General features: G+C 41.5%; 25 protein-coding genes. 21 read left to right on the top strand and 4 right to left on the bottom strand.

All coding sequences use genetic code 11. The features are described from left to right. The first annotated feature begins 170 nt into the window (after positions 1-170). The 7 genes from BAA9072_RS04785 (at position 171) to recO (ending at position 5,784) form a co-directional block, all read left to right on the top strand. Positions 171-2,336 (top strand): HD family phosphohydrolase, encoded by a 2,166-nt coding sequence (locus tag BAA9072_RS04785; protein WP_201713534.1) that lies wholly within the window; start codon positions 171-173, stop codon positions 2,334-2,336. Then, positions 2,333-2,806, top strand: a complete 474-nt coding sequence (ybeY, locus tag BAA9072_RS04780; RefSeq protein ID WP_201713533.1) for an rRNA maturation RNase YbeY — start codon at positions 2,333-2,335, stop codon at positions 2,804-2,806. The genes BAA9072_RS04785 and ybeY overlap by 4 nt, the downstream gene beginning before the upstream one ends. Then, positions 2,781-3,173 (top strand): diacylglycerol kinase, encoded by a 393-nt coding sequence (locus tag BAA9072_RS04775; RefSeq protein WP_201713532.1) that lies wholly within the window; start codon positions 2,781-2,783, stop codon positions 3,171-3,173. The genes ybeY and BAA9072_RS04775 overlap by 26 nt, the downstream gene beginning before the upstream one ends. Positions 3,174-3,419: 246 nt before the next feature. Beyond that, positions 3,420-3,818 (top strand): cytidine deaminase, encoded by a 399-nt coding sequence (locus BAA9072_RS04770; RefSeq protein ID WP_201713531.1) that lies wholly within the window; start codon positions 3,420-3,422, stop codon positions 3,816-3,818. After that, positions 3,811-4,731 carry a GTPase Era gene (gene era / locus BAA9072_RS04765; protein WP_201713530.1) on the top strand — a complete coding sequence of 307 codons (921 nt, stop codon included), beginning with the start codon at positions 3,811-3,813 and terminating at the stop codon, positions 4,729-4,731. Before BAA9072_RS04770 ends, era begins: the two co-directional genes overlap by 8 nt. A 111-nt stretch (positions 4,732-4,842) precedes the next feature. After that, the gene (locus BAA9072_RS04760; protein ID WP_082386398.1) at positions 4,843-4,986 is read left to right on the top strand and encodes a YqzL family protein; all 144 of its coding nucleotides are present in this window, start codon (positions 4,843-4,845) and stop codon (positions 4,984-4,986) included. A gap of 45 nt (positions 4,987-5,031) precedes the next feature. Then, entirely contained in the window at positions 5,032-5,784 is a 753-nt protein-coding gene (gene recO, locus BAA9072_RS04755) for a DNA repair protein RecO (protein WP_201713529.1), read from the top strand. A gap of 441 nt (positions 5,785-6,225) precedes the next feature. Here the strand turns inward: recO and BAA9072_RS04750 are convergent, their stop codons facing one another. After that, positions 6,226-7,599 (bottom strand): glycine--tRNA ligase, encoded by a 1,374-nt coding sequence (locus BAA9072_RS04750; protein WP_201713528.1) that lies wholly within the window; start codon positions 7,597-7,599, stop codon positions 6,226-6,228. 463 nt (positions 7,600-8,062) lie between these two features. On the opposite strand from BAA9072_RS04750, the gene BAA9072_RS04745 reads away from it, so the two are divergent. The 10 genes from BAA9072_RS04745 (at position 8,063) to BAA9072_RS04700 (ending at position 18,162) form a co-directional block, all read left to right on the top strand. After that, positions 8,063-8,689, top strand: a complete 627-nt coding sequence (locus BAA9072_RS04745; RefSeq protein WP_201713705.1) for a helix-turn-helix transcriptional regulator — start codon at positions 8,063-8,065, stop codon at positions 8,687-8,689. A gap of 13 nt (positions 8,690-8,702) precedes the next feature. Further along, positions 8,703-9,515, top strand: coding sequence for a pyruvate, water dikinase regulatory protein (locus tag BAA9072_RS04740; protein WP_201713704.1), 813 nt, complete (start codon positions 8,703-8,705; stop codon positions 9,513-9,515). Positions 9,516-10,115: 600 nt separating this feature from the next. After that, the gene (locus BAA9072_RS04735; protein WP_201713703.1) at positions 10,116-10,580 is read left to right on the top strand and encodes a YaiI/YqxD family protein; all 465 of its coding nucleotides are present in this window, start codon (positions 10,116-10,118) and stop codon (positions 10,578-10,580) included. Between the two features lie 47 nt (positions 10,581-10,627). Further along, positions 10,628-12,436 carry a DNA primase gene (gene dnaG, locus BAA9072_RS04730; RefSeq protein ID WP_201713527.1) on the top strand — a complete coding sequence of 603 codons (1,809 nt, stop codon included), beginning with the start codon at positions 10,628-10,630 and terminating at the stop codon, positions 12,434-12,436. 33 nt (positions 12,437-12,469) lie between these two features. Continuing rightward, positions 12,470-13,600, top strand: a complete 1,131-nt coding sequence (gene rpoD, locus BAA9072_RS04725; protein WP_201713526.1) for an RNA polymerase sigma factor RpoD — start codon at positions 12,470-12,472, stop codon at positions 13,598-13,600. Positions 13,601-13,653: 53 nt separating this feature from the next. Then, the gene (locus tag BAA9072_RS04720; RefSeq protein ID WP_201713525.1) at positions 13,654-14,271 is read left to right on the top strand and encodes a hypothetical protein; all 618 of its coding nucleotides are present in this window, start codon (positions 13,654-13,656) and stop codon (positions 14,269-14,271) included. A 166-nt stretch (positions 14,272-14,437) separates the two neighbouring features. After that, a complete protein-coding gene (locus BAA9072_RS04715) occupies positions 14,438-15,580 on the top strand; it encodes an acyl-CoA dehydrogenase (protein ID WP_201713524.1) in 1,143 nt (380 codons plus the stop codon). A 264-nt stretch (positions 15,581-15,844) separates the two neighbouring features. Beyond that, positions 15,845-16,219, top strand: a complete 375-nt coding sequence (gene cccA, locus BAA9072_RS04710; protein WP_201713523.1) for a cytochrome c550 — start codon at positions 15,845-15,847, stop codon at positions 16,217-16,219. A gap of 114 nt (positions 16,220-16,333) precedes the next feature. Continuing rightward, positions 16,334-17,047 (top strand): tRNA (adenine(22)-N(1))-methyltransferase, encoded by a 714-nt coding sequence (locus BAA9072_RS04705; RefSeq protein ID WP_201713522.1) that lies wholly within the window; start codon positions 16,334-16,336, stop codon positions 17,045-17,047. Beyond that, on the top strand, positions 17,044-18,162 hold the full coding sequence (locus BAA9072_RS04700) for a Nif3-like dinuclear metal center hexameric protein (RefSeq protein ID WP_201713521.1): 1,119 nt from the start codon (positions 17,044-17,046) through the stop codon (positions 18,160-18,162). The genes BAA9072_RS04705 and BAA9072_RS04700 overlap by 4 nt, the downstream gene beginning before the upstream one ends. A gap of 47 nt (positions 18,163-18,209) precedes the next feature. Here BAA9072_RS04700 and BAA9072_RS04695 read toward each other — a convergent pair whose 3' ends face one another. Both BAA9072_RS04695 and vrrA read right to left on the bottom strand, forming a co-directional pair. Continuing rightward, the gene (locus BAA9072_RS04695) at positions 18,210-19,166 is read right to left on the bottom strand and encodes a 4-hydroxy-3-methylbut-2-enyl diphosphate reductase (RefSeq protein ID WP_201713520.1); all 957 of its coding nucleotides are present in this window, start codon (positions 19,164-19,166) and stop codon (positions 18,210-18,212) included. A 407-nt stretch (positions 19,167-19,573) separates the two neighbouring features. Continuing rightward, the gene (gene vrrA / locus BAA9072_RS04690; RefSeq protein WP_201713519.1) at positions 19,574-20,284 is read right to left on the bottom strand and encodes a VrrA/YqfQ family protein; all 711 of its coding nucleotides are present in this window, start codon (positions 20,282-20,284) and stop codon (positions 19,574-19,576) included. A gap of 309 nt (positions 20,285-20,593) precedes the next feature. Between vrrA and BAA9072_RS04685 the strand changes: the two genes are divergently transcribed. Together BAA9072_RS04685 and BAA9072_RS04680 are read left to right on the top strand one after the other, a co-directional pair. Further along, the gene (locus tag BAA9072_RS04685) at positions 20,594-21,901 is read left to right on the top strand and encodes a DEAD/DEAH box helicase (protein WP_201713518.1); all 1,308 of its coding nucleotides are present in this window, start codon (positions 20,594-20,596) and stop codon (positions 21,899-21,901) included. A 69-nt stretch (positions 21,902-21,970) separates the two neighbouring features. Then, a complete protein-coding gene (locus tag BAA9072_RS04680; protein WP_201713517.1) occupies positions 21,971-22,864 on the top strand; it encodes a deoxyribonuclease IV in 894 nt (297 codons plus the stop codon). A gap of 51 nt (positions 22,865-22,915) precedes the next feature. On the opposite strand, the gene BAA9072_RS04675 is transcribed toward BAA9072_RS04680, so the two are convergent. Continuing rightward, positions 22,916-23,170, bottom strand: a complete 255-nt coding sequence (locus tag BAA9072_RS04675; RefSeq protein ID WP_201713516.1) for a DUF2624 domain-containing protein — start codon at positions 23,168-23,170, stop codon at positions 22,916-22,918. 89 nt (positions 23,171-23,259) lie between these two features. On the opposite strand from BAA9072_RS04675, the gene BAA9072_RS04670 reads away from it, so the two are divergent. Together BAA9072_RS04670 and BAA9072_RS04665 are read left to right on the top strand one after the other, a co-directional pair. Continuing rightward, positions 23,260-24,141, top strand: a complete 882-nt coding sequence (locus BAA9072_RS04670; RefSeq protein ID WP_201713515.1) for a YitT family protein — start codon at positions 23,260-23,262, stop codon at positions 24,139-24,141. A 153-nt stretch (positions 24,142-24,294) separates the two neighbouring features. Continuing rightward, a complete protein-coding gene (locus tag BAA9072_RS04665) occupies positions 24,295-25,071 on the top strand; it encodes a metal ABC transporter ATP-binding protein (protein WP_201713514.1) in 777 nt (258 codons plus the stop codon). Position 25,072 lies beyond the last annotated feature (1 nt).

The following is a 25,072-nucleotide window of genomic DNA, read 5'->3' as shown; positions in this document are numbered from 1 at the left end:
ATCCTATCGTTACATGCTGCCATTTCATGACCCGGCATGTGCCTGGATCAATCTTTTTTTATTGGGCTATACATAGATAAATAAGTCAAAAACTGTTATCATTTTACATAATTACAAAAAGGTTTTGAATATGCCATTTGAAATTGTCTATACATAACAGGGGGTTCTTTATGCAAACTCACCCATTTCTACTCAAGATAAGGAGCTTTCTCAGCTACCGATTATTTACCAATCTCTTATTTGTGCTGCTTGGCATCATTGTTTTCGGTGTACTTTATGGAAATGTGAAACCGAAGACCCTTGATATAAATTTATATGAAGATGCCCCCACAACGATAAGGGCTCCAAAGAAATTTGTCGATGAGGAGGCCACTGCCAAGAAGAAGGAAGAAGCAAAGGCAGAAGTGGCGAACGTATATACCCCGAAGGAAGGAGCAATCGACAACTCCAATTCACTGCTGCACTCTCTGATGGAAAGTGTAAATGAAGTGAAAAATGAGTCGAAACAGCAGCCTGGGGAAGAAGAAGATCTAAAACCGCCATCAATCCCAGATAGTAATGAGCAGTTGAAGCTCTTGAAAGCCAAATTGCCAAAGGATAAAAATAATAATGTCACCAACAGCTTGAGTGATGACATATTAAAGACGCTTCTGGAGGCGAATGAGGATGACTTGTCACGGGTAGAGACCATCGTTTCCACACAGTTGAAAATCATCATGGAAAATGGTGTGAAAGAAGAAGATATAAATGAAGCGAAATTAAATTTAGAACAACGGATCACTAACTATTCATTTAAAGGTGATTTATCCACTGCTGCCGTCAAATTAGGAAAAGTGGCCTTAGAGCCTACACTATTCTACGATGCTGAAAAGACGGATGAGTTAAAGAAGCTAGCCGAAGCAAACGTTGAAAAGGTAGAAATCATCGAAGGGGGGGTCATTGTTGAAGACGGAGAGCTGATCACCCCTAAAAAATACAGTATCCTGAAGTCTTTGGGAATGGTGGAAAATACGTTTTCCTTCAGGCCTTATGTGGGACTTGGTCTCTTTGTTCTTGTTGTGATCAGTTCATTGTATTATTTCTTCTACTCACTTGAAGTAACAGAGGAACGTAAGCAAAATTATTTGATTTTGACTAGTATTGTATTTGTGATATCACTCTTGATCATGAAGATTGTAGGGCTGATAGAACAACTGGAAATCAATGATATCGCCTTTATATTCCCGGCAGCGTTCACCGGGATGATATTGAGGATCCTCTTGAATGAACGGATTGCGATGATGATGGTATTTATCCTTTCTGCCTGTTCGAGTATCATATTTCATCAACGGTTCTCTGGATCCATTGATATCGAAATTGCGATTTACACATTATTCAGCGGCGTTTCAGGGATTCTATTCCTGGTGAGCCGTAATCAACGCTCGAATATTTTAAGGGCGGGAATTTACGTTGCACTCGTTAATATCCTGATTCTTGGATTTTTGATTTTATTAAGCGGTACGTCATATTCAAATAGTGAATATGTGTATTATATTGTTTTTGCCCTCGTATCAGGGATTAGTTCCTCCATACTGACAATTGGTTTCCTGCCGTTCTTTGAAGCAGGTTTCGGTATCCTGTCCTCTATGAGGCTGGTGGAGCTTTCAAGTCCTACACAGCCCTTGTTGAAGAAATTGCTGACCGACGCCCCGGGGACGTACTATCATAGCGTAATGGTAGCGAACCTTGCAGAAGCAGCGTGTGAATCCATAGGGGCAAATGGATTATTGGCAAGGGTCGGATGCTATTATCATGATGTTGGAAAGTCAAGACGCCCGCACTTTTTTATCGAAAATCAGCTTAATATGGGAAATCCCCATGACCGGGTCTCGCCTGAAACAAGCAGGGATGTTATTATAAGTCATGCTTCAGATGGTGCAGAGATGCTCAGGAAACATAAACTGCCAAAAGAAATTGTAGACATCGCCGAGCAGCATCACGGAACGACTTTGCTGAAATTTTTCTATTATAAGGCGAAGGAACAAGGGAAAGATGTTAAAGAAGAAGAATATCGTTATCCGGGACCTAAACCACAGACGAGGGAAGCGGCCGTTATCAGCATTGCGGATAGCGTAGAAGCGGCAGTCAGGTCGAAGAAATCTCCCACTCAGACAGAAATTAAGCAGCTTGTCCATTCGATTGTACAGGACCGCCTGCAGGATGGTCAGTTCAACGAATGTGAAATATCTTTGAAACAATTAGAGACAGTGAAAAGATCTCTATGTGAGACGTTGAATGGAATCTTCCATCCGAGAATCGAGTATCCGGAACTTCAAGCAAAAGGAGAAGAAGCATGACATTATTGATCGACTTTATTGACGAAACAGAAACATTATCCGATGAACAAAAAAGTCTGGTTCATAAGATCCTGAACTTTGCAGCAGAAAAAGAAGGGGTAGAGGATGAAAGCGAAGTGTCCGTTACCTTTGTGACAGATGATCGAATCCGGGAAATTAACCGGGAATATCGTGATAAGGATCAGCCGACAGATGTAATCTCATTTGCCCTTGAAGAACTTGGTGAAGACGAGATAGAAATAATCGGGGGAGAGATTCCCCGCGTCCTTGGAGATATCATCATTTCCATTGATCGGACGAAAGAACAGGCGGAAGAATATAATCATTCCATCGCACGTGAGCTTGGATTTCTTGCCCTTCACGGATTCCTTCATTTATTGGGATATGACCATATGGAGGAAGAAGAAGAAAAGAGGATGTTCAAGAGACAAAAGGACATTTTAGATGAATATGGACTCAAAAGGGACTAAGTTCGGCTTATTCCGGTTCTTAAAATCCTTTGGATATGCAACGGAAGGGATGAAGTCTGTTTGGGCAACGGAACAGAATTTCAGAATTCATTCATGTGTTGGAATAGTCGTATTCTTCCTTGCCGGTGTGCTTAGTGTATCGGCCATGGAATGGATCATACTGATCATTCTTGTCTTTTCTGTCCTTGCTCTTGAAACGATGAATACAGCAATTGAAAAGACAGTCGATCTTTCAGCTGAAGACTATCATCCCCTTGCGAAGGCTGCGAAGGATCTGGCTTCAGCTTCAGTGCTCCTCTTCGCAATTTGTACTGCGATAGTAGGAACTATCATCTTTTTTCCAAAGCTTTTGGATTTGATCCTCTGATCTAAAAAGATATTATGATACAGTAAAATTAAGGCTGCAGAGGAGAAATTAAGTGATTTCTTTCCTGCAGCCTTTAATTCATTTGAAAACGTTCTTATACTTGTATAGAATAAGTGGAGCAAAGAACAAAATGGATAAATAGTTTGAATTATCTAACTATTTTATTACAAAATGATAACAGCCCATTTTCTTTTATGAAAACTGTAGTAAAATGAATATGTAAGGGTTAAAAGGAGAGTTCAATTAATGAATGCAGAACAATTGATACAAGAGGCCAAACTAGCGAGAGAAAAAGCATACGTACCCTATAGTAAGTTCAAGGTGGGAGCGGCTCTTCTGTCAAAGGACGGTAAAGTTTATCACGGTTGTAACATTGAAAATGCAGCCTACAGCATGTGTAACTGTGCTGAACGGACCGCTTTATTTAAGGCTTATTCTGAAGGCGATACAGACTATTCGATGATTGCGGTTGTTGCGGACACAGCAAGACCTGTTCCACCATGTGGAGCTTGCCGACAAGTCATTTCAGAATTATGTCCGAAAGAAATGAAAGTCGTCCTGACGAATCTTCAAGGCGATGTAGAAGAGTTAACCGTAGCAGAACTGTTACCAGGAGCTTTTTCACCGGAGGATTTAAATGAGTAATATAGGCAGTAATACAGAATACAAATCAGGCTTTATCTCCATAATCGGACGACCGAACGTCGGGAAATCCACTTTCTTGAACAGGGTCATCGGTCAAAAGATCGCCATCATGAGTGATAAGCCTCAAACAACACGAAACAAAGTTCAGGGAGTTTACACAACAGATGATGCCCAAATGATATTCATCGATACTCCTGGAATTCACAAACCGAAACATAAACTGGGAGACTTCATGATGAAGATTGCTCAGAACACTTTAAAAGAAGTGGACGTCATATTGTTCATGGTGAATGTCGAAGAAGGATTGGGAAAAGGGGATCACTTCATCATAGAGAAATTGAAAGGTGTTAAAACACCGGTCTACCTTATTCTAAATAAGATTGACCAGATCCATCCTGATGCCCTCCTCCCGATGATTCAACAATATAATGACCTTTTTCCATTCGCGGCCACTGTTCCGATTTCAGCACTGGAAGGAAATAACGTGGACCAACTCTTGCAGTTACTGAAGGATCAACTACCTGAAGGACCTCAATTTTATCCTGCTGATCAGATTACCGATCATCCTGAACGCTTCATCGTTTCAGAACTGATCCGTGAAAAGGTCCTGCATTTGACCAGGGAAGAGATTCCGCACAGTATTGCTGTCATGATCGATAAGATGGAGAGAAAAGAAGAGAAGGACCTTATTGACGTAATCGCCACCATCATTGTGGAGAGGGATTCCCAAAAGGGAATTGTGATCGGTAAGAAGGGATCCATGCTCAAGGAAGTTGGAAAGCGCTCCCGTGTAGACATCGAGAACCTATTGGGATCAAAGGTTTATCTTGAACTATGGGTGAAGGTTCAGAAGGATTGGCGAAACCGATCTTCCAACCTTCGAGACTTCGGCTTCAGCGACGACGAATATTGATACTGTAATTAACAATATTTAGGCCACATGTTTTAGAGAGAAAATGCTCATTCTAATCACAAGAAAGCTTATGAAGTCTTGCTAGTTTAAATCCAGAAAGGTGGGTTTTTTATGTTAGACTTAACATGGAAATTTTTTTCGCAGACAGGAAGTATAGACACCTATCTCCTTTTTAAAGAGCTTGAAAAGGAGACGTTTGAAGATCCTTACAGTTTCGAAGAAGAAACTGCGGAAGTAGATTTTCCTTTAACGTGATAAGTTTGTCATCACCCGGAAGGATTGATATCGGGAGGTGGCTATATGCTACAGAAGTGTGAAGGGATTGTCATTCGAACCAATCATTACGGTGAGTCAAACAAAATTGTTACCATATATTCAAGGGAATTCGGAAAGATTGGATTGATGGCTAGAGGGGCAAAGAAACCTAATAGCCGTCTATCCGCCATTTCACAATTGTTTACATATGGTTATTTCCTTTTTATTAAAGGAAGCGGACTGGGTACTCTTCAACAGGGAGAGATGGCTGAGTCCCTGAGACATGTGAGGGAAGATTTGTTTAAGACAGCTTATGCCACATATATCGTAGACCTCCTTGATAAAGCGACTGAGGACCGCAAGCCGAACCCCTTCCTGTTCGAATTGCTATACAAGACTCTTCACTACCTCAATGAAGACTATGATCCGGAAATTCTTATGCACATTTTTGAAATGAAGATGCTCCCTGTATTAGGGTTGTATCCTACTTTGAATGGATGTGCGGTTTGCGGGGAGTCCGATGGTGAATTTGCCTTTTCATTTAAAGAAAATGGATTTATCTGTCATCGCTGTCTAAGTGAAGATCCTCATCATTTACCGATATCGCAAGGTACCGTGAAGCTTCTCAGGGTATTTTACTATTTTGATCTCAATCGATTGGGGAATATATCGGTAAAAGATGAAACAAAACATCAATTAAAGCGGGTAATCAGGACTTATTACGATGAAAACTCAGGTCTTACATTAAAATCCAGACGGTTTTTAGACCAAATGGATAACCTTAAGGACTTATTCTAGTATTATATATGCTGCTTGTGATATAGAATGGCCCATTCACGTGTGTGAATGGGCCATTTTTTTGTCTGCTATTGTGTGATGGGTAATTGGTTTAGTTTTTTTTGTGAAAAATTCCCAAAGATAAAAAACTCCTTCAGGGATTTCTATTTATACTGCCGCCACTTGGCAAGCCGCCTGCGCTTTAGGTGTCTGCTAGCTCCGGCGGCTAGAGGCTCGAGGTCATAAGTCAACCCTGCCAAAAAGGCAAAGAACGCCTTTCCGGCAGGGCCGTCTTATGCTTGTCGCCTCTGGGCGAGCCGCCTGCGCTTTAGGTGTCTGCTAGCTCCGGCAGCTAGAGGCTCGAGGTCATAAGTCAACCCTGCCAAAAAGGCAAAGAACGCCTTTCCGGCAGGGCCGTCTTATGCTTGTCGCCACTTGGCGAGCCGCCTGCGCTTTAGGTGATTAAAATTTAATTTTCTCTTGCAAGAACGCTTTAACTTCACTGATTGGCATTCTGACTTGATCCATTGTGTCACGGTCTCGAACGGTTACTTGACCATCTTCTACAGAATCAAAATCGAATGTGATACAGTATGGTGTCCCGATTTCGTCTTGACGGCGGTAACGTTTACCGATGGATGCCGTTTCGTCGAAATCGATCATAAGATCTTGAGAAAGCTCTTCATACACTTTAAATGCATCGTCAGAAAGTTTCTTCGAAAGTGGAAGAACGGCCGCTTTAAACGGAGCAAGAGCCGGGTGAAAACGTAACACTGTGCGTGAATCATTTTCAAGTTCCTCTTCTTCGAAAGCATCACAAAGGAACGCAAGGGTTACACGGTCTGCTCCCAGGGAAGGCTCGATACAGTATGGAACATATTTTTCGTTCGTTTGAGGATCCATGTAGTGGAAGTCCTCATTCGAATGTTCCATATGACGCTTCAGGTCAAAGTCTGTACGATCGGCCACACCCCAAAGCTCTCCCCATCCGAACGGGAATTTGTATTCGATATCCGTTGTTGCATTGCTGTAGTGTGATAATTCATCCTCATCATGATCGCGTAATCTCATGTTGTCTTCGCTCATCCCAAGGTTCAATAACCAATTCTTACAGAATTCACGCCAGTAAGAGAACCACTCCAGGTCTTCTCCAGGTTTACAGAAGAATTCCAGTTCCATTTGTTCGAATTCACGTGTGCGGAATGTAAAGTTACCAGGGGTGATTTCATTTCGAAAGCTTTTTCCGACTTGAGCAATACCAAATGGCATTTTTTTACGCATAGAGCGTTGTACATTTTTGAAGTTAACAAAAATTCCTTGAGCTGTTTCAGGACGTAAATAAATTTCATTGGTAGAAGATTCCGTAACACCTTGATGGGTTTTGAACATTAGATCAAATTGGCGTATATCGGTGAAATCATGGCTTCCACAATCAGGACAAGCGATATCATGCTCTTTGATAATTTCTTCCATCTTCTCGAATGAAAGACCGTCGACGATCATTTCAATGCCTTTTTCTTCAAGGGCATTTTCAATGATTTTATCTGCCCGGTGGCGTGTTTTACATTGTTTACAGTCGATCATTGGGTCATTGAAATTTCCTACGTGACCAGAAGCTACCCATGTTTGGGGATTCATCAGAATACTTGCATCAAGGCCAACATTATAAGGGGATTCCTGAACGAATTTTTTCCACCATGCTTTTTTAATATTGTTTTTCAACTCTACACCAAGGGGGCCATAATCCCATGTGTTGGCAAGTCCTCCGTAGATTTCAGAACCAGGAAAGACAAACCCCCGGTGCTTTGCTAAATTGACTACTTGTTCCATTGACATTTCAGTCACTCCTTTTCGTTTTATGTAAATAAAAAAGCTCGTCCTTAGGCGCGAAAGGCCTAGGGACGAGCTTGATACTCGCGGTTCCACCCTAGTTGGTATACTTAAATGCATACCCACTTTTAACGGTTAATAGCTCAGGATTGCCGTTTCCCTGCTATCTGGGCTTTCACTGTCCCCAGTCGCTTTTCGTGCAGCAAGTACTTATTGATCCTTCATAGCAATGTTGGTTATAAGAATGAAGACATTTTATCATGATAAAGAATAAAAAACAACTACTGGTGAAGGTAAGGGGAAAAATTTGAAGTTTGGCTAAAAAAAAGATACTCTTTGTAAAGTGAAATTTTAACTATAGGTTGTCACAAATGGATGATAATATGCTCTTTTCATTTTGGTTAAATAGTATATAATATTTAATATAAAGTATAACATAAATTGTCTGACCGTTAGGTGGTGAGTAACAATCGAACTTAATAAGCGTCAAGAACATATTTTGCAAATTGTAAAAGATAATGGACCTATCACTGGAGAACAGATAGCTGATCGATTAAACTTAACTAGAGCGACTCTAAGGCCGGACCTGGCTATCTTGACCATGGCAGGATATCTAGATGCACGTCCAAGGGTAGGGTATTTCTATACAGGGAAAACAGGGACGCAGCTGCTGACTGAAAACCTGAACAAAATATTCGTCAAAGATTATCAATCGATTCCCGTTGTAGTAAATGAAAATGTTTCTGTGTATGATGCCATTGTGACGATGTTTCTGGAAGATGTGGGAACGTTGTTTGTAGTGGATGCCAATACATACTTAGTGGGGGTCCTCTCCCGTAAGGATCTTCTTAGAGCAAGTATTGGGAAGCAGGAACTCAGTACGTTGCCTGTGAATATCATTATGACGAGAATGCCGAATATTACAGTCTGTGAAAAAGATGACCAGTTGATTGGAGTAGCGAAAGACCTGATTCATAAGCAAATTGACTCTGTCCCCGTCATCAAAAAGACTGAAAACGGCGATTTAGAAGTCATAGGCAGAATTACAAAGACCAATATCACAAAGGCATTTGTTGCGTTGGCAGATGAATATTAGAAGGTGGTGAACGATCGTGAAAGAACCGATCATCTATGTTGTATCCGACTCGGTGGGTGAAACTGCTGAATTAGTCACAAAAGCTGCGATAAGCCAATTCAATGGTTCCAATACGGTCATTAAACGCTTTCCGTATGTTGAGGATCTTGAACATATCGATGAAGTGATCTCCTTAGCGAAACTGAACCAGGGTTTGATTGTATACACCCTTGTAAAACCGGATATGCGCGCGTATATTAAAGAACAATCTGAAAAGGAAGAGCTCTATGCATTTGATATCATCGGTCCATTAATGGACAAATTTCAATCTTCCTACCAAAGGGAACCGTTGTTTGAACCCGGGACGGTCAGAAAGCTTGATGACGACTACTTCAAGAAAGTAGAAGCCATTGAATTTGCCGTCAAATATGATGATGGGCGTGATCCGCGGGGCATCCTCAGGGCGGATATTGTACTTGTCGGAGTGTCCAGAACATCAAAAACGCCTCTGTCGCAATACCTGGCACTGAAAAGGATCAAAGTGGCGAATGTACCACTTGTACCGGAAGTAGACCCCCCGGAGGAATTATTTATGGTTTCACCCAAGAAATGCTTCGGGTTAAAAATCAGCCCTGAAAAGCTGAATACGATTCGTAGGGAAAGATTAAAGTCTCTCGGACTGAATGATCAGGCGAGCTACGCGAATATAAAACGTATAGAAGATGAACTGAAGTATTTTGAAAAAATCACGGACCGCATCGGATGTCACGTCATCGACGTAACCAACAAAGCCGTCGAAGAAACAGCCAATGTTATTACAAATATTTACCAAAAATCCAATGATTGATCGGTCAATTGAATGACCGTGTACATAAAAAGATGATTCCCCCTGAAAAACGGAGGAATCATCTTTTATTTAGGCCGTTTTCACACACCAGAACTTTTAGCAAAATTTAAAATCGATATCATCTGCCTCTGGAGAATGATGGGTTGGTTTTGACAATCTCTTTAGTTTTAGTGAAAACTTATCCTTCGAAAGTTGATTGGAGCGGAAGGTGCTCGACTCCTGCGGGAAACGCTGGACAGGTGAGACCCCACAGGGCAAAAGCCCGAGGAGCTCACTTCCAGCCCCGCGGAAAGCGAGCACCTGGAGCGGAAATCAACCACCACTCGCTACATCTTCCAACAAAGTTTCATGAATTTCACACCATGAACAAAAACCTTGAAGGAATTAAGTTTTTATAGTGGTCAAACTTGTCCGATTATACTATAATAAAAAATTGTGATAAAAATATTTAAAATAGGTTTAGACTAAACTCTTAAGGAATAAACTAATTATTGTGATATGTCAAGTCTCGTCTGAATTAAAATTCGACAATTTTAATCAAATCTCTAGGAAAGTTAAGAAAGAGAGAAGGATAATACGGAGTGATGTAGAATAGTTAGTATTAGCGAACATAACCATACCGTATATGTAGATGCAGATGCCTGCCCGGTGAAACAGGAAATCATTAAAATAATAAGAGGTTATGGTTTCCGGGTCATTTTTGTTGCATCCAATGCCCACAGAAAGAATACGCCTGACGAAGGTGAATGGGTATATGTGGATAGTTCGAAAGAAGCGGCAGATTTGTACATCATGAACCACGTAAAGGCAAAGGATGTACTGGTGACGCAGGACATAGGACTTGCAAGTCTGGTATTACCGAAAAAAGTTTATGCCATCTCTCCCAGGGGAAAAGCCTACAGGGAAGAGAGTATTGTCACCGCACTGGATTATCGGTATCTTGCAGCAAAAGAACGCAAGAAAGGTAATTATGGTAAAGGTCCTAAACCTTTTACAAATGAAGACAGAGAAGCATTCTGTACGTCCTTCGATAAAATCTTGTCGGAAATTGCAGGAGAATCGTAATAAGTACAGAATGGATTAAGAGGGTTAATAAAAACAGGTGATAAAATATGTCTGAAAGAATCCCTGAAGATACGTTAAACAAAATTTTGTCATCAACCGATATCGTGGATGTTGTCAGTGACTATGTACAGCTGAAAAAGCAGGGACGAAATTATTTCGGTTTGTGTCCGTTCCATGGAGAAAATACTCCATCTTTTTCTGTTTCCCCAGACAAACAGATATTTCACTGCTTTGGATGCGGGGCGGGAGGAAATGCATATACGTTTCTCATGGATGTAGATGGTCTGAGTTTCCTCGAAGCGGCTCAAAAGCTTGGAGCAAAAGTAGGCGAGGAAATTTCCATTCAATCTCCTTCATCAGATCAATCGCTTCCTCCTCAAGAGGATGAGAAGCAAATGATGGAAGCCCATTCCCTATTAAGTAAATTTTACCATCATCTCCTTTTAAATACAAAGGAAGGCCAGGAAGCACTGGAATACTTATTAGCAAGGGGCTTTACAACTGAGAGTATCACAAAGTTCCAGATCGGATGGTCGCTCCCAAGTTGGGATTTCACGGTTAAGTTTCTCGAGAAGCGTGGCTACTCCCTGGAACTGATGGAGGCAGCAGGTCTGCTCGTAAGAAGGGAAAGGGACGATTCCTTCCTCGATCGTTTCAGGGGACGAATCATGTTTCCGATAGTGGATGCAAAGGGTCACACCGTTGCTTTCTCAGGCAGGACCATTGATGCGAATGACGAACCTAAATACTTAAACAGTCCTGAAACAAAGATTTTTAATAAAAGCAGCATTCTATATCATTATCACGATGCACGATCAATGATAAGAAGAAAACAACAGGCGATATTATTTGAAGGATTTGCCGACGTAATCTCAGCAAGCGGAGCCGGTGTGGAAAACGGAGTAGCCACCATGGGTACCTCGTTGACTGAACAGCAAATTGGCCTGTTAAAACGACTGACTGAATCCATTATCATATGTTATGACGGTGATTCTGCCGGAGTGGAAGCGGCATTCAGGGCCGGTAAGCTTCTTCATAAACATCAGTTGGATATCCGCGTAGCTACAATACCAGAACAATTAGACCCTGATGACTACATCACCAAATTTGGTGCAGACAGGTTTCAACAGGATGTAATAGGGGCAAGCTTGACGTTCATGGCGTTTAAGCTTCGGTACTATAAGCTAAATAAAAATTTAAATGATGAAGGAAATCGGCTTAAGTATATAGAAGACATACTTAAGGAAATTACTCAATTGAGTAATGCGGTTGAAAAGGACTATTATTTACGGTATTTAGCTGACGAGTTCGATTTATCCTTAGAGGCACTTCAACAGCAGTTATCTGAATTAGGAGGTCCTGAAAAACGCGTATCTAATCCTAAACAGGTCGGCATGCAAGGGAATTTTAAGCGGCACTCCCAGTCAAAATTATTGCCGGCATACCAAACCGCTGAACGAAGATTGATTGCATACATGCTGAAAGATCCAAATATCGCTTATAAAGTTCAGGAATGGCTTGCAGGCACGAACCTTAATATTGATGAGCACCAGGCTATTATTACTTATTTATTGGGTTATTATGAAGAGGGTATGCCTCCAAGTGCCAGTACGTTTCTCGGATACCTTCCTGATGAAAGGCTTAGAAGGATCGTGACGGACATCGAAATGATGTCTATTAGCGAAGAAAGTACGGATCAGGAATTGGCGGATTATGTTAATCAGGTGTTAAAACATCAAAAGATGTTGAGAATAAAGGAAAAAGAAGTGGAAAGAAAAGAAGCGGAAAGATTAAAGGATTATCGACAAGAAGCACAAATAGCAATGGAAATCTTACAGCTGCGTAAGTCTCTATAAAGTTTTGTAAGGATGTTGGAAGGAGGGGAACAAATGGCTGAAAAGTCAGCGCGTTCCAAACAAATAGCTTCAGAATTAACAGTTGATCAGGTGAAAGAATTTTTAGTTAACCAAGGTAAGAAAAGAGGAGTCCTCACATACGAAGATATTGCCGACAAGTTATCAGGGTTCGAATTGGATTCCGATCAAATGGATGAATTTTACGAACACTTAGGTGAGCAAGGTGTAGAAATCGTGAATGAAAATGATGAAGATGATGATCCAAATGCAACTGAGTTAGAGAAAGAAGAGGAAGAAGAGTTTAATCTGAATGATTTAAGCGTTCCTCCCGGCGTTAAAATAAATGATCCGGTTCGTATGTATTTGAAAGAAATCGGGAGAGTCGATCTTTTATCTGCCGAGGAAGAGATTAATCTTGCCAAGCGAATTGAAGATGGCGATGAGGAAGCGAAGCGTCGTCTTGCCGAAGCGAACCTGAGACTTGTTGTCAGTATCGCAAAACGATATGTCGGTCGCGGTATGCTGTTTTTAGACCTTATTCAAGAAGGAAACATGGGTCTCATTAAAGCAGTGGAAAAATTTGATTATCGTAAAGGATATAAATTCAGTACGTATGCTACTTGGTGGATTCGTCAAGCCATCACCCGTGCCATTGCCGACCAGGCAAGAACGATTCGTATCCCGGTTCATATGGTTGAAACCATTAATAAACTGATTAGGGTACAAAGACAATTACTTCAGGATTTGGGTCGAGAACCAGCACCGGAAGAAATTGCTGAAGAAATGGATTTGACACCTGAAAAGGTCCGGGAAATACTCAAGATCGCTCAAGAACCTGTATCTCTTGAAACGCCAATTGGCGAAGAAGATGATTCTCATCTTGGAGACTTTATTGAGGATGCAGAAGCTCAATCCCCTTCGGAACATGCAGCTTATGAACTGTTGAAGGAACAGCTTGAAGATGTTTTGGATACTCTTACAGATCGTGAAGAGAATGTCCTCAGGTTACGCTTTGGTCTGGATGACGGCAGAACCCGTACACTTGAAGAAGTGGGTAAGGTGTTCGGTGTTACCCGGGAACGTATCCGTCAGATAGAAGCGAAAGCTCTTAGAAAACTACGCCATCCAAGCAGAAGCAAACGCTTAAAAGACTTTTTGGAATAGAACTGCCTTAAACTGCCTTAAACTGCCTCTATTGTGCATAGGGGTGGTTTTTTTTGTTCAATTTAAAGGGTTTTTCAATAGCCCTGCCGAATACAGCTAAAGATTCAACTATAGAAGGTGTGACAAAAATGACCAGGTTTATAAAGGATTCAAAAACAGAAATGATCATCAGTGAAATTCAATTCTGGAAGAAGAACAAGTTGCTACCGGAACAATATTGTGACTACCTTCTTGCATTATATACAGGTGGAGCAGCAATCGATGACAGAAAGCCGGTGAATTCGCACAGGAAAATCCTGTTTAAAGACTTTTTTATTGTGATATTCATATTGGTAATTTCATTATTTGTCATTTATTTTACTGAATTGTCAATCGTTTTGCAAACAGCGATTTTGGCAAGTTTTGTCGGATTATTATTGGGTGTAGGAATTTATTATACTAAGAAACAATTTTCTCCTCTTCTTCACTACACTTCGGCAGCATGCATCCTGCTTCTTTCATCCATAGATATAACAGAAAAGGTATTTAAAGGGAGTTCTTTGGAATTATACATAACCCTATTTCTGAACTGTTTTCTTTGGGTCGGTGTTGGGTTGAAGTGGAGGCTGATCTATTTCTCCCTGGCTGGATCGGTTGGAGCGATGCTTATTATTATTTGTATACTGCTATAACTTCTGAAAATTTAAAAGTTTTTTAAAGTTGAGAAAATTAACTATTCCCTCTTATAATAGGAATGAGAGCGTATTCATAGAGTCGTGTGACTATGCTTGAAAGCGCTATTATTTACTCGAGATGTCTAGGGCTTTCAGTCATCAAAGTTAGACAAGGGGGATAAGGATGAATTTCGACTTAACACAAGAGCAAGCAATGATTAAAAAGACGATTAGGGAGTTCGCTGAAGAAGAGGTGGCACCTGGTGCGTTGGACCGGGACCGCACAAAGGAATTTCCTAAAGAAATTTTCAAAAAGCTTTCTGACCTGGGAATGATGGGGCTTCCCTTTCCGGAAGAATATGGTGGGGCCGGGGCGGATACTGTAAGTTTCGCCATTGTAACAGAAGAGCTTAGCCGTGCATGTGCCTCTACGGGGATCACGTATTCTGCCCATATTTCATTGGGAGGGGCCCCGATAAATTTATTTGGTACACACGAACAGAAACAGGAATACCTAACGCCGATATGTACAGGGGAATCATTTGGAGCATTCGGCCTGACTGAACCTAACGCTGGTTCAGATGCAGGCGGAACCCAGACCACTGCTGAAGATAAAGGGGATAAATGGGTCATCAATGGGAACAAGTGTTATATAACCAATGCAAGTTATGCCAATCATCTGGCATTAACCGCGATTACAGGCAGAAGTAACGGGAATAAAGAGATAAGTGCGATCATCGTCCCGACTAAAGCAAATGGCTTCAAGGTCATTGATAATTATGAAAAGATGGGTCTTCATTCCTCCAATACAACAGAATTGGTACTTGAAGATGTGGAAGTGCCGAAAGAAAACCTGTTAGGGAAAGAGGGAGAAGGTTTCAAACAGTTCCTTGTAACCCTGGACGGGGGAAGAATCGGAATCGGGGCCATGGCTGTCGGAGTGGCTCAGGCTGCTTTTGACAAGGCGCTTCAATATTCGAAAGAAAGAAAACAATTCGGTAAAACGTTATCGCAATTTCAAGTCACCCAATTTAAGCTTGCAGACATGGCGATGAAGATTGAACTTGCAAGGAATATGGTTCATAAAGCAGCCTGGTTGAAAGACCAGGGAAGACCATTCTCTAAAGAAGCTTCTATGTGTAAGCTTTACGCATCTGAAATCAGTATGGAAGTGGCAGACGAAGCAATTCAGATCCATGGCGGATACGGTTACATGAAAGAGTACCATGTTGAGCGCTACTTACGGGATGCAAAGCTTCTTGAAATCGGAGAAGGGACATCAGAGGTTCAGAGAATGGTCATTTCAAGGTTGATCGGGTGCCAATAGGGTGAAGAGGCCTATATGGTGATTAGTGAGCTCTATTGGCCCCTCTGAAGGCTGATAGAGCTCCTCTCTTTTTTCTACTTCAGGACCTAATTGATAGAAGAGAGTATGGAAGTAAGGAAAATAGAAGAAAATGTGTCTAATTTGTGAGAAAGATGGAAAAGTTAATTGATAGTACTTTTACTTTGTCGCTTTTTACAGTAAAATATAAAGTGTTGAAAAAAGAGCACTATTTTTTGGATGTTGTACATAAAGGAGGTTAAAATCATGAATCGTAATCCAATCATTCCGTTCGTACTTATTATGGCTCTTGGAATTGGTCTTGTTTTCTTCTTATCGATTGAAGGCCTTAACAATGCTGATGAAAAAGCGAAGGAAGAAAAGCATGGTGAGACTGCTGGTAAAGAAGGTGAAGAGGCTTCAAGCGGGGAGTTCGATCCGGAAGCTAAGTACAAGGAATCTTGTGTATCTTGTCATGGTGGTAATTATGAAGGTGGCGCGGGTCCTGCTCTTAAAGGAACGAAGCTGTCTAAAGACGAGATCAAGGATAGAATCAAAAATGGTGGAGGCATCATGCCGGCTGGTCTTGTAGAGGATGAAAATCTAGATGCAATGGCAGACTGGATCAAATCACTAAAATAATGATTGATTAAAAAAGGTTCTTTGTCTTTTGACAAAGGGCTTTTTTTATATTGAAAAGTTGGTTAGAATGGGTATCATATTAGAATTCCAATAAAAATGAGTAAAGGTGAACGAATGAATATTCAACATTTATCAAAACGACTTGAAACAGTTGTGTCATACATACCGGAACAATCAAAGATTGCAGATATCGGCTCAGATCATGCCTACCTTCCATGCTATGCGGTCAATAAAGGCATTGCATCCTCAGCCATCGCCGGAGAAGTGGTGAAAGGTCCTTACCTTTCTGCAAAAAAACAAGTAGAAGATGCCGGGTTAACCCGGGAGATAGAAGTAAGGTTTGGAAATGGCTTAGAAGTCATAGCAGCTCCGGGAGAAGTAGATTGCATTACGATTGCCGGAATGGGAGGTACACTGATTGCCTCGATTTTGGAAGCAGGTAAGGACAAACTTACTGACAAAACAAGGTTGATCCTTCAGCCTAATGTGAGTGCAATATCAATACGCACGTGGCTGATGGACAATGAGTGGGACTTGATCGGAGAAGAAATTCTCGAAGAAGATGAAAAACTTTACGAAATTTTAATTGCGGAAAAAGGCAATCCGAAGATTCACTATTCCAAGGAACTTGAAAAAGAACTGCTCCTCGGACCATTCTTGATGAAAAATCAAAACGATGCATTCATTAAAAAATGGAATCAGGAGCTTCGTCAATGGAAGAATATCGTGAATAACATGGAAAAAGCAGAGAAGACAGAAGCGTTAGAAGCTAGGAAATCTGAGCTCATTCATAAAATAAACATGGTAGAGGAGGTCCTTATCCTATGAAAACAGTGAACGGTCATGAAATTATTCAGCTATTTGAGGAATTCTCACCGAAATACCTGGCCGAAGAGGGAGATCCGATCGGACTTCAAATCGGCAGGCTGAATGAAAAAGTTGAAAATGTAATGATTACCTTAGATGTTCTTGAAAATGTTGTAGATGAAGCCATCAAGAATAATGTCAAACTCATTATTGCCCATCACCCGCCATTATTTCGGCCATTAAAATCATTGCAAACGGACTCGTATCAAGGACGGATGATTGAAAAGCTCATCAAGCATGATATTGCAGTGTATGCTGCACATACCAATCTGGATGTGGCGGTAGGGGGTGTGAATGACCTGCTTGCTGATATGCTTCAGTTACAGGATCCCTCAGTACTTGTTCCTACCTATCAAGAGGATCTCCGTAAATTGGCGGTATATGTGCCGAAAGAGAATGCAGAGGAACTACGTACGGCTTTAGGTAAAGCTGGAGCAGGACATATAGGGGATTATTCCCATTGCAGCTTCTCAACCGAAGGACGGGGCAGATTCCTGCCTCAAGAAGGTGCAAACCCCCACATAGGGAAGCAAGGCGCTCTTGAAGAGGTCTCAGAAGAAAAGGTGGAGACGGTTTATCCTGTTTCCCTGGAGAAAAAAGTACTGAAAGCGATGTTTACCCATCATCCATATGAAGAGGTCGCCTATGATATCTATTCACTTGAAAATGAATTACCTGCCCTTGGCCTGGGAAGAATAGGATATTTAGCAGAGGAAATGAGCCTCAAGGACTTTGCTTTGATCGTGAAGAAAACATTTGGCATGGACGGAATCAGATTGATCGGGGACGGGGAAGCAAAGGTGAAGAAAGTAGCTGTACTCGGCGGGGATGGAAATAAGTTCATCGGAAAAGCCAAAAGACAGGGCGCGGATGTGTTTGTTTCCGGTGATATCTATTATCATACCGCTCATGACGCCATGATGATGGGACTTAATGTAGTGGATGCAGGTCATCATATCGAGAAAGTGATGAAAGAGGGAGTAGCTGCTCATCTTGCCAAAAGATGCTCGGAAAAAGGATATATTGTTAATATCTTCGCATCCAAAGCGGAAACAAATCCTTTCACGTATATGTAAAAAATGGAAAGGCCCCTTGCGTAATCGTAAGGGGCCTTTTATTGTATTTATTTCGTTCCCATTTTCGCTTTCCGTACTTTCGGGAGTATTTTATTTAATGGAACATTGCGCTCCCTTGTCCAGGTGGATTCATCGTTTGGATCAAAGGCTTCCAGAAATTTAATGACTTCTTTGACAATGGGCGTTGGAGTAGATGCACCGGCTGTGACCGCTGCGACGCTTGCATCTTTAATCCATTCAATGTCCAGTTCACTAATGTCTGAAATGCGGTGGGCTGGTGTACCTGCGATATCCTTCGACACTTGCGCGAGGCGATTTGAGTTATTACTTTTCGGGTCGCCAACGACGATGAGGACATCTGCATCTCCTGCCTGCTCCGCCACTGCTTCCTGTCGTACTTGTGTTGCCAGACAGATTTCTTTGTGCAACTCAACGTGAGGGTACATTTCTTTTACTTTATCCATAGTATCGAGTACATCCCATTGACTCATGGTCGTTTGGTTCGTCACGATGATCTTTTCGTTGTCGATGGATAGCTTTTCAACGTCCTCGGCTGTTTCAACGAGGTGAACGATTTCAGGTGCTACCCCGACTGCCCCCTCAGGCTCTGGATGTCCCTTTTTCCCGATATAGATCACATCATAGCCCTCAGCTTCTTTGGAGCGGATCAGGTCATGTGTCTTTGTGACATCAGGACATGTTGCATCAAGTGTGACAAGACCTTTTTGCTTGGCAATTTCTTTCACCTCAGGAGATACGCCGTGAGCGGTGAAGATCACCGTTCCTTCATTTACCTGCTCAATGATTTCTTTTCTATTACTTCCATCGAGGGTAATGATCCCGTCTTCTTCAAATGCATCGGTTACATGCTTATTATGAACGATCATACCCAGGATATAAATTGGACGAGGTAGCGATTTGTCCAATGCAGCGTTTCTTGCAATGACCATTGCATCTACTACACCATAACAATAGCCTCTCGGAGTAATCTTAATAATTTCCATCTATGAATATCCTCCTACATAAGAAAAGGTTTTGTCTTCATTATAAAGGAGAAAGGTCAGTCTGACAAAGAGAAGGGGGTGGAAGAATATTTTTGTTCGATATTAAATGGAGTATAAATGGCTGGATAGAGGGGGGGACCAGGGTCTTCGCTTTTATCAAAAGGCTCTTAACAGGAGTGTGTGCTGCAGGGTGAGGGGAACTGCTCCGGTTTCCACTCACGTTCGGCCGAGCCTCCGCAAGGGGGTCTCGGCACGCCGGTTTTCCGTAGGAGTCTACGCAGTTCCCCTCACCCTCTAAAGGAGCATTGGGTGCCAGAGCTAAACGGTCCATATTAAAAGAGGATTCGTACTATTGGCCAAAAAAATAATCCCTGTCAGGTGATTCATTACCTTTAGGGATAAGGCTTTTAGATATAGAGTTTTGGTTTTGAACTTGATTTAACCGGAGCCTCCTCTTCCCATTCTTCTTCGTCAGTGATTTCCGTAGAGGGTTTCTTTTTCTTTTTTTTCTTAACCGGTATTTCTGCTTCGGGGATATCGTTCTCTTCTTCACTTTTTACGTCCTCCGTCTTTTCATCAGACGCATCATCTGCAGACATATCTTTTAACCCACGATACAGCTTCCACAGAGAGGGAATATTTTTGACCATGGGGCCGTATTGTTGAAACATCGGACCTAATTGCTGGGCAGTCTGCAACATTTGTTGAGTATTAGACAAAAAAGAATTGACATTGCCCGGGTTCAAAAGGGTTTGAATGATCCCGCCTGATGCCTGTGGTGAACGTTCAAATCCCGTTGTATCGGCAGAGGAGTCACCTCTTGTAAATTGTTGGAGAAGTCCACCGCCTCCGCCTGCATTGCGGTTTTCTCCTTTTTTCAGAAACTTAGACAGCAAGCCCTTGCCTTGGCCACTGCTTCTTCCTCTTTGATTCATTCCCATATTAAAGCCTTGATTTGAATTTTGCCTTCCAAATTGAAACGGTGGGGGTTGTGTCTGTCTCATCCCCAAGTTATTTCTGTCAGGTTGCTGCAACCCGAAACTGTTGCCACTACGCTGTCTCATTCCGAAAGGATTTCGCATATCCTGACCTTGATTCCTCATTCTTCTAGGTGGCATATTGACAGCCTCCTTCCTTCGAATAAATTCGTTGTCTTAATAGAGTATGCAATAGGATAAAAAAGGGTAATGTGACAATATCATCTGAAATAATATCAGGTTGACCTAGATGTTTTGTTGAAAATTGATTATAATGATTAGATGTTCTTTAAATATGACGCTTGCTAACGTTAAAATAAAATCACTGACAACTTATTAAGTGATCTGTACATTTTATATAAATCTGTGGTGATGATGGGAACGACTTATGACATCCATCCCGATGACAGCGTAAATAAAAGGATATGACGATAAAAGGAGATGTGCTCAATGAAGAAGAATTTATTTCTGCAATTCGGATTTCAGTCATTCATTAATGAAGCTGTAGAAGAACTGGGTTTCTACGAACCAACTGAAATCCAGAAGAAAATGATCCCTCTGATCCTAAAAGGTCAAAGTGCGATCGGTCAATCCCAAACGGGAACGGGAAAAACCCACTCATACCTGTTGCCGATCATTGAAAAGGTAACTGCAGCCAATCAACAGGTACAAGCGGTCATAACTGCACCAACGCGTGAGTTGGCACAACAAATCTATCAGGAAGTACTTAAGATCACGAAGGACAGTGAGATTGTATCCCGCTGCTTTATTGGTGGGACGGACAAGCAAAGAACCATCGAGAAATTAAAGCATCAGCCTCATATTGTGGTGGGTACTCCGGGACGGATTAATGACCTGGTGAAAGATAAGGCATTGTTTGTCTATACAGCCCCAGTGCTTGTGATCGATGAAGCAGATCTCATGCTCGATATGGGATTCATTGAAGATGTAGATCAGATTGCGGCAAAGATGCCTGAGAAACTCCAAATGTTAGTGTTTTCTGCAACAATTCCGGAAAAGCTGAAGCCTTTCCTGAAAAAGTATATGGAAAATCCGCAATATGCACATGTAGAGCCGGAACAGCTTTCTGCGAAGAATATTCAACACGTGATCGTACCTTTGAAGAGTCGGGATAAAACGAATCTGCTGTACAATATTTTAGTGGAAATTAACCCATATTTAGGAATTGTTTTCACCAATACCAAGCAAAAGGCGGATGAAGTTGCCGATGCTCTTATTGCGAAGGGTTTGAAGGTAGGACGTATTCATGGTGATCTTTCTCCACGTGAGCGAAAGAAAATGATGAAGCAAACAAGAAACCTTGATTTTCAATACATCGTGGCAACAGATTTAGCGGCCAGAGGGATCGATATCGAAGGGATAAGTCATATCATTAACTTTGAATTGCCTCAAGATCTGGATTTCTATGTTCATCGTTCCGGCCGTACAGCACGTGCCGGTAATAGCGGTATTGCATACACCATTTATACGCCTTCAGATGAAGATGCATTGAATCGTTTGGAGAAGCTTGGAATCAGCTTTTCTCATCGGGATATAAAAAAGGGAGAATGGTCTGAGTTGCCACCCTTGAATAAGCGTAAAAACCGTCAAAAATCGAACGTTGATGATATTGATGAAAAGGCGAAATCCTTAGTCCGTAAACCGAAAACGGTTAAACCGGGATATAAAAAGAAAATGAAATACAAAATGGATCAAATCAAGAAGCGTGAAAGAAGAATAAAAAACAGAAACAAATAAGTGGTTGAACGTGATTCATATGTCCACATTCGATACAATAAAGAGAGAATTTCTTAGGAGTTGAGAAGAATGGTTAAGATTGGATCCCATGTTTCCATGAGTGGAAAAAACATGTTACTCTCTTCAAGTGAAGAGGCTGTTTCGTATGGTGCGAATACCTTCATGATATATACAGGTGCGCCACAGAACACAAGAAGAAAAAAGATCGAAGACCTGAATATTGAAGCGGGTCTTGCTCACATGAAAGAAAATGGAATAGAGGACATCGTCGTGCATGCCCCTTATATCATTAACATCGGCAATACGACCAACCCGGCTACATTCGAATTGGGAGTTAATTTCCTACGCTCTGAAATCGAGCGCACGGAAGCTCTGGGGGCAGGGCAAATTGTCCTCCACCCGGGTGCACACGTCGGTGCGGGAGCAGACAAGGGTATTGAGAGAATCATTGAAGGTCTGAATGAGGTTTTGACCAAAGACCATAAAGTTCAAATTGCGCTGGAAACAATGGCTGGAAAAGGTTCCGAATGTGGCAGATCATTTGAGGAATTAGCTCAAATCATCAACGGAGTAGAACTGAATGACCGCCTTTCCGTCTGCTTTGATACATGTCATACACATGATGCAGGGTATAATATTGTAGAAGATTTTGATGGTGTATTGGAAGAATTTGATAAAATCGTAGGCGTCGATCGCTTAAAAGTGCTTCACATTAATGATAGTAAGAATGAACGGGGAGCAAGCAAGGATCGACATGAAAACCTGGGGTTCGGTCATATTGGATTCAAAGCACTGAATTATATTGTGCATCATCCACAGCTCAAAGAGGTTCCTAAAATTCTGGAAACTCCGTATGTAGGAGAAGATAAGAAAAATAAAAAACCTCCTTACAAGTTCGAAATCGAAATGCTCCGAAATCAAACTTTTGATGAAGAGGTATTGTCGAAAATATTGAATCAGTAAAGCGTGGAGGAGGTCATTTCTCAAGAATTGAGGACGCCTCCTCTTTCTTTACTATCGGATGAGCTGCAAAAAGAGCTGATTGATTTCCTTTGCCTTGGCAGGACCTATGACCTTGGCAAGATTTTTCACTAACCTGCTTCTCTTAGCATCATCAAAGATATTGATGTTTTTTCCTTTCACGCTTGAAACGATGCTTGTTGCCTGCTGGGACGTCAGTGAAATATTATATTGTTTGGCATACTTTAATAACTCATCATTCGTAATATGATTGATTTTATGATTAATCACATTTTGTAAAAGCTTCATGTTTATCACTCCTCAACTGATACATATGTATCTCACATCAAGAAAGTGACACTTTTATTTTAAAATAAGTGAAAGGAAAGGAATGGATTATGACTCAAAGAGTACATAAGAAAGAAAGCTCCCTCCATTTTATATACCGTCTGTTTTTTATTACGATTGGAGCGGGACTCGCCGCTGTGTCGATTGAGCTGTTTCTCGTACCCAATAATATCATTGATGGGGGGATCATCGGTATTTCACTGATCCTGGATTATTTGGTTTCCGATTCAATCCCTTTTCTGAATTTTTCAACGCTGCTTGTACTATTAAATCTTCCGTTTATGTATTCCGGCTACAAACAGATCGGGAAGACGTTTGTTGTATCTTCCCTGTTTGCCATCGTCGCGTTGGCGATCATTGAAAGTCTTCTTCATCATATGGACCCATTCGTAACCGAAGAGATTCTGGCAACTGTCTTCGGAGGATTGATTCTTGGAGTTGGTGTTGGGCTTGTAATCCGTCATGGAGGGTCGTTGGATGGAACCGAGATTCTTGGAATCCTTTTGACAAAGAAATTGCCATTCTCCGTCGGGGAGTTTGTCATGTTCATGAATATTTTCATTTTCGGCTGGGCTGCATTTGTCTTTGGTATCGAGGAAGCCATGTATTCGGTCATGACTTATTATATTGCCTTCAAAACCATTGATACAGTCATTCAGGGGATGGATGAAACAAAAGCCGTTATCATCGTTTCGGATCATTATCTTGATGTCTCGGATGCGATCTTGCAAAGACTTGGCAGGGGAACGACCATGTTAAAAGGACGTGGCGGCTATACGGACAACGACAAAGAAGTTATATACGTCGTGGTCACCAGGCTAGAGGTAACAAAATTAAAATCGATTGTGTCGGATGTGGATTCGAATGCATTCATTACGATCATGAGTACCCAGGAAACAAAGGGTGCACGTTTCAAATCTGCCATTCATTGAAGCACGAATATTAAATCTAAACCATACTGGACTGCCTTTGGGGCGGTCTTTTTTGAATGATGAACCGAATCATTTACAATTGCTCATACATCCTGTATACTACCATTTGTACTTTTAAATCGTAATGATTCTTATAAAGTGAGATGAATTGAAATGGATACGACAAATGCAGTGATTAAAATAAAAGATGTAAATTTCCGATATGAGCGTGAAAGAGTGCTCGAGGATATTAACCTAAGCATACCAAGGGGTGCTTTTCTTGGGATCGTGGGTCCGAACGGTTCTGGAAAATCTACTCTATTAAAGCTTATTCTCGGCTTACTGCGGGTGAAGCATGGGAAGATCGAGTTGTTCGGTATTCAGCAGCATAAATTCAAACAATGGCATCGTATAGGATTTGTTTCTCAGAAGGCAAACAGCTTTAACACAGGATTTCCGGCAACGGTGTATGAAGTAGTGGCCAGTGGGCTGGCCAAAAAGGCTGGATTGTTCAAGCGCGTTTCATCGAAATACAAGCAAGATGTGTATGAAGCAATCGAGTCTGTCGGCATGAGCGAGTTTGCCAAACGGAATATTGGGGAATTATCAGGAGGTCAGCAGCAGAGAGTATTCATCGCAAGAGCCCTGGTCAGTCATCCTGATGTATTGATCCTGGATGAACCTACAGTGGGGGTAGACAGCCGGAACGTCCAAAATTTTTATGAAATGTTAGAAACGTTGAATAAAGATTTGGGGATTACACTCGTTTTGGTCACCCATGACATCGGATCAATTTCAAACAAGGTGACACATGTTGCCTGCTTAAATAAACATTTACATTTCCATGGCAAAACAGAAGAGTTTGAAAAGCTCAAAGAAAGTCAGCTTTCCTCTTTTTATGGTCATGATGTACATTTTTTGAATCATGAGCATGAACATCATCATTCATGAT

This window comes from Rossellomorea arthrocnemi (assembly GCF_904424705.1).
GTDB classification, from domain to species: domain Bacteria; phylum Bacillota; class Bacilli; order Bacillales; family Bacillaceae_B; genus Rossellomorea; species Rossellomorea arthrocnemi.
This window is presented reverse-complemented; position numbering and strand designations above follow the sequence as displayed.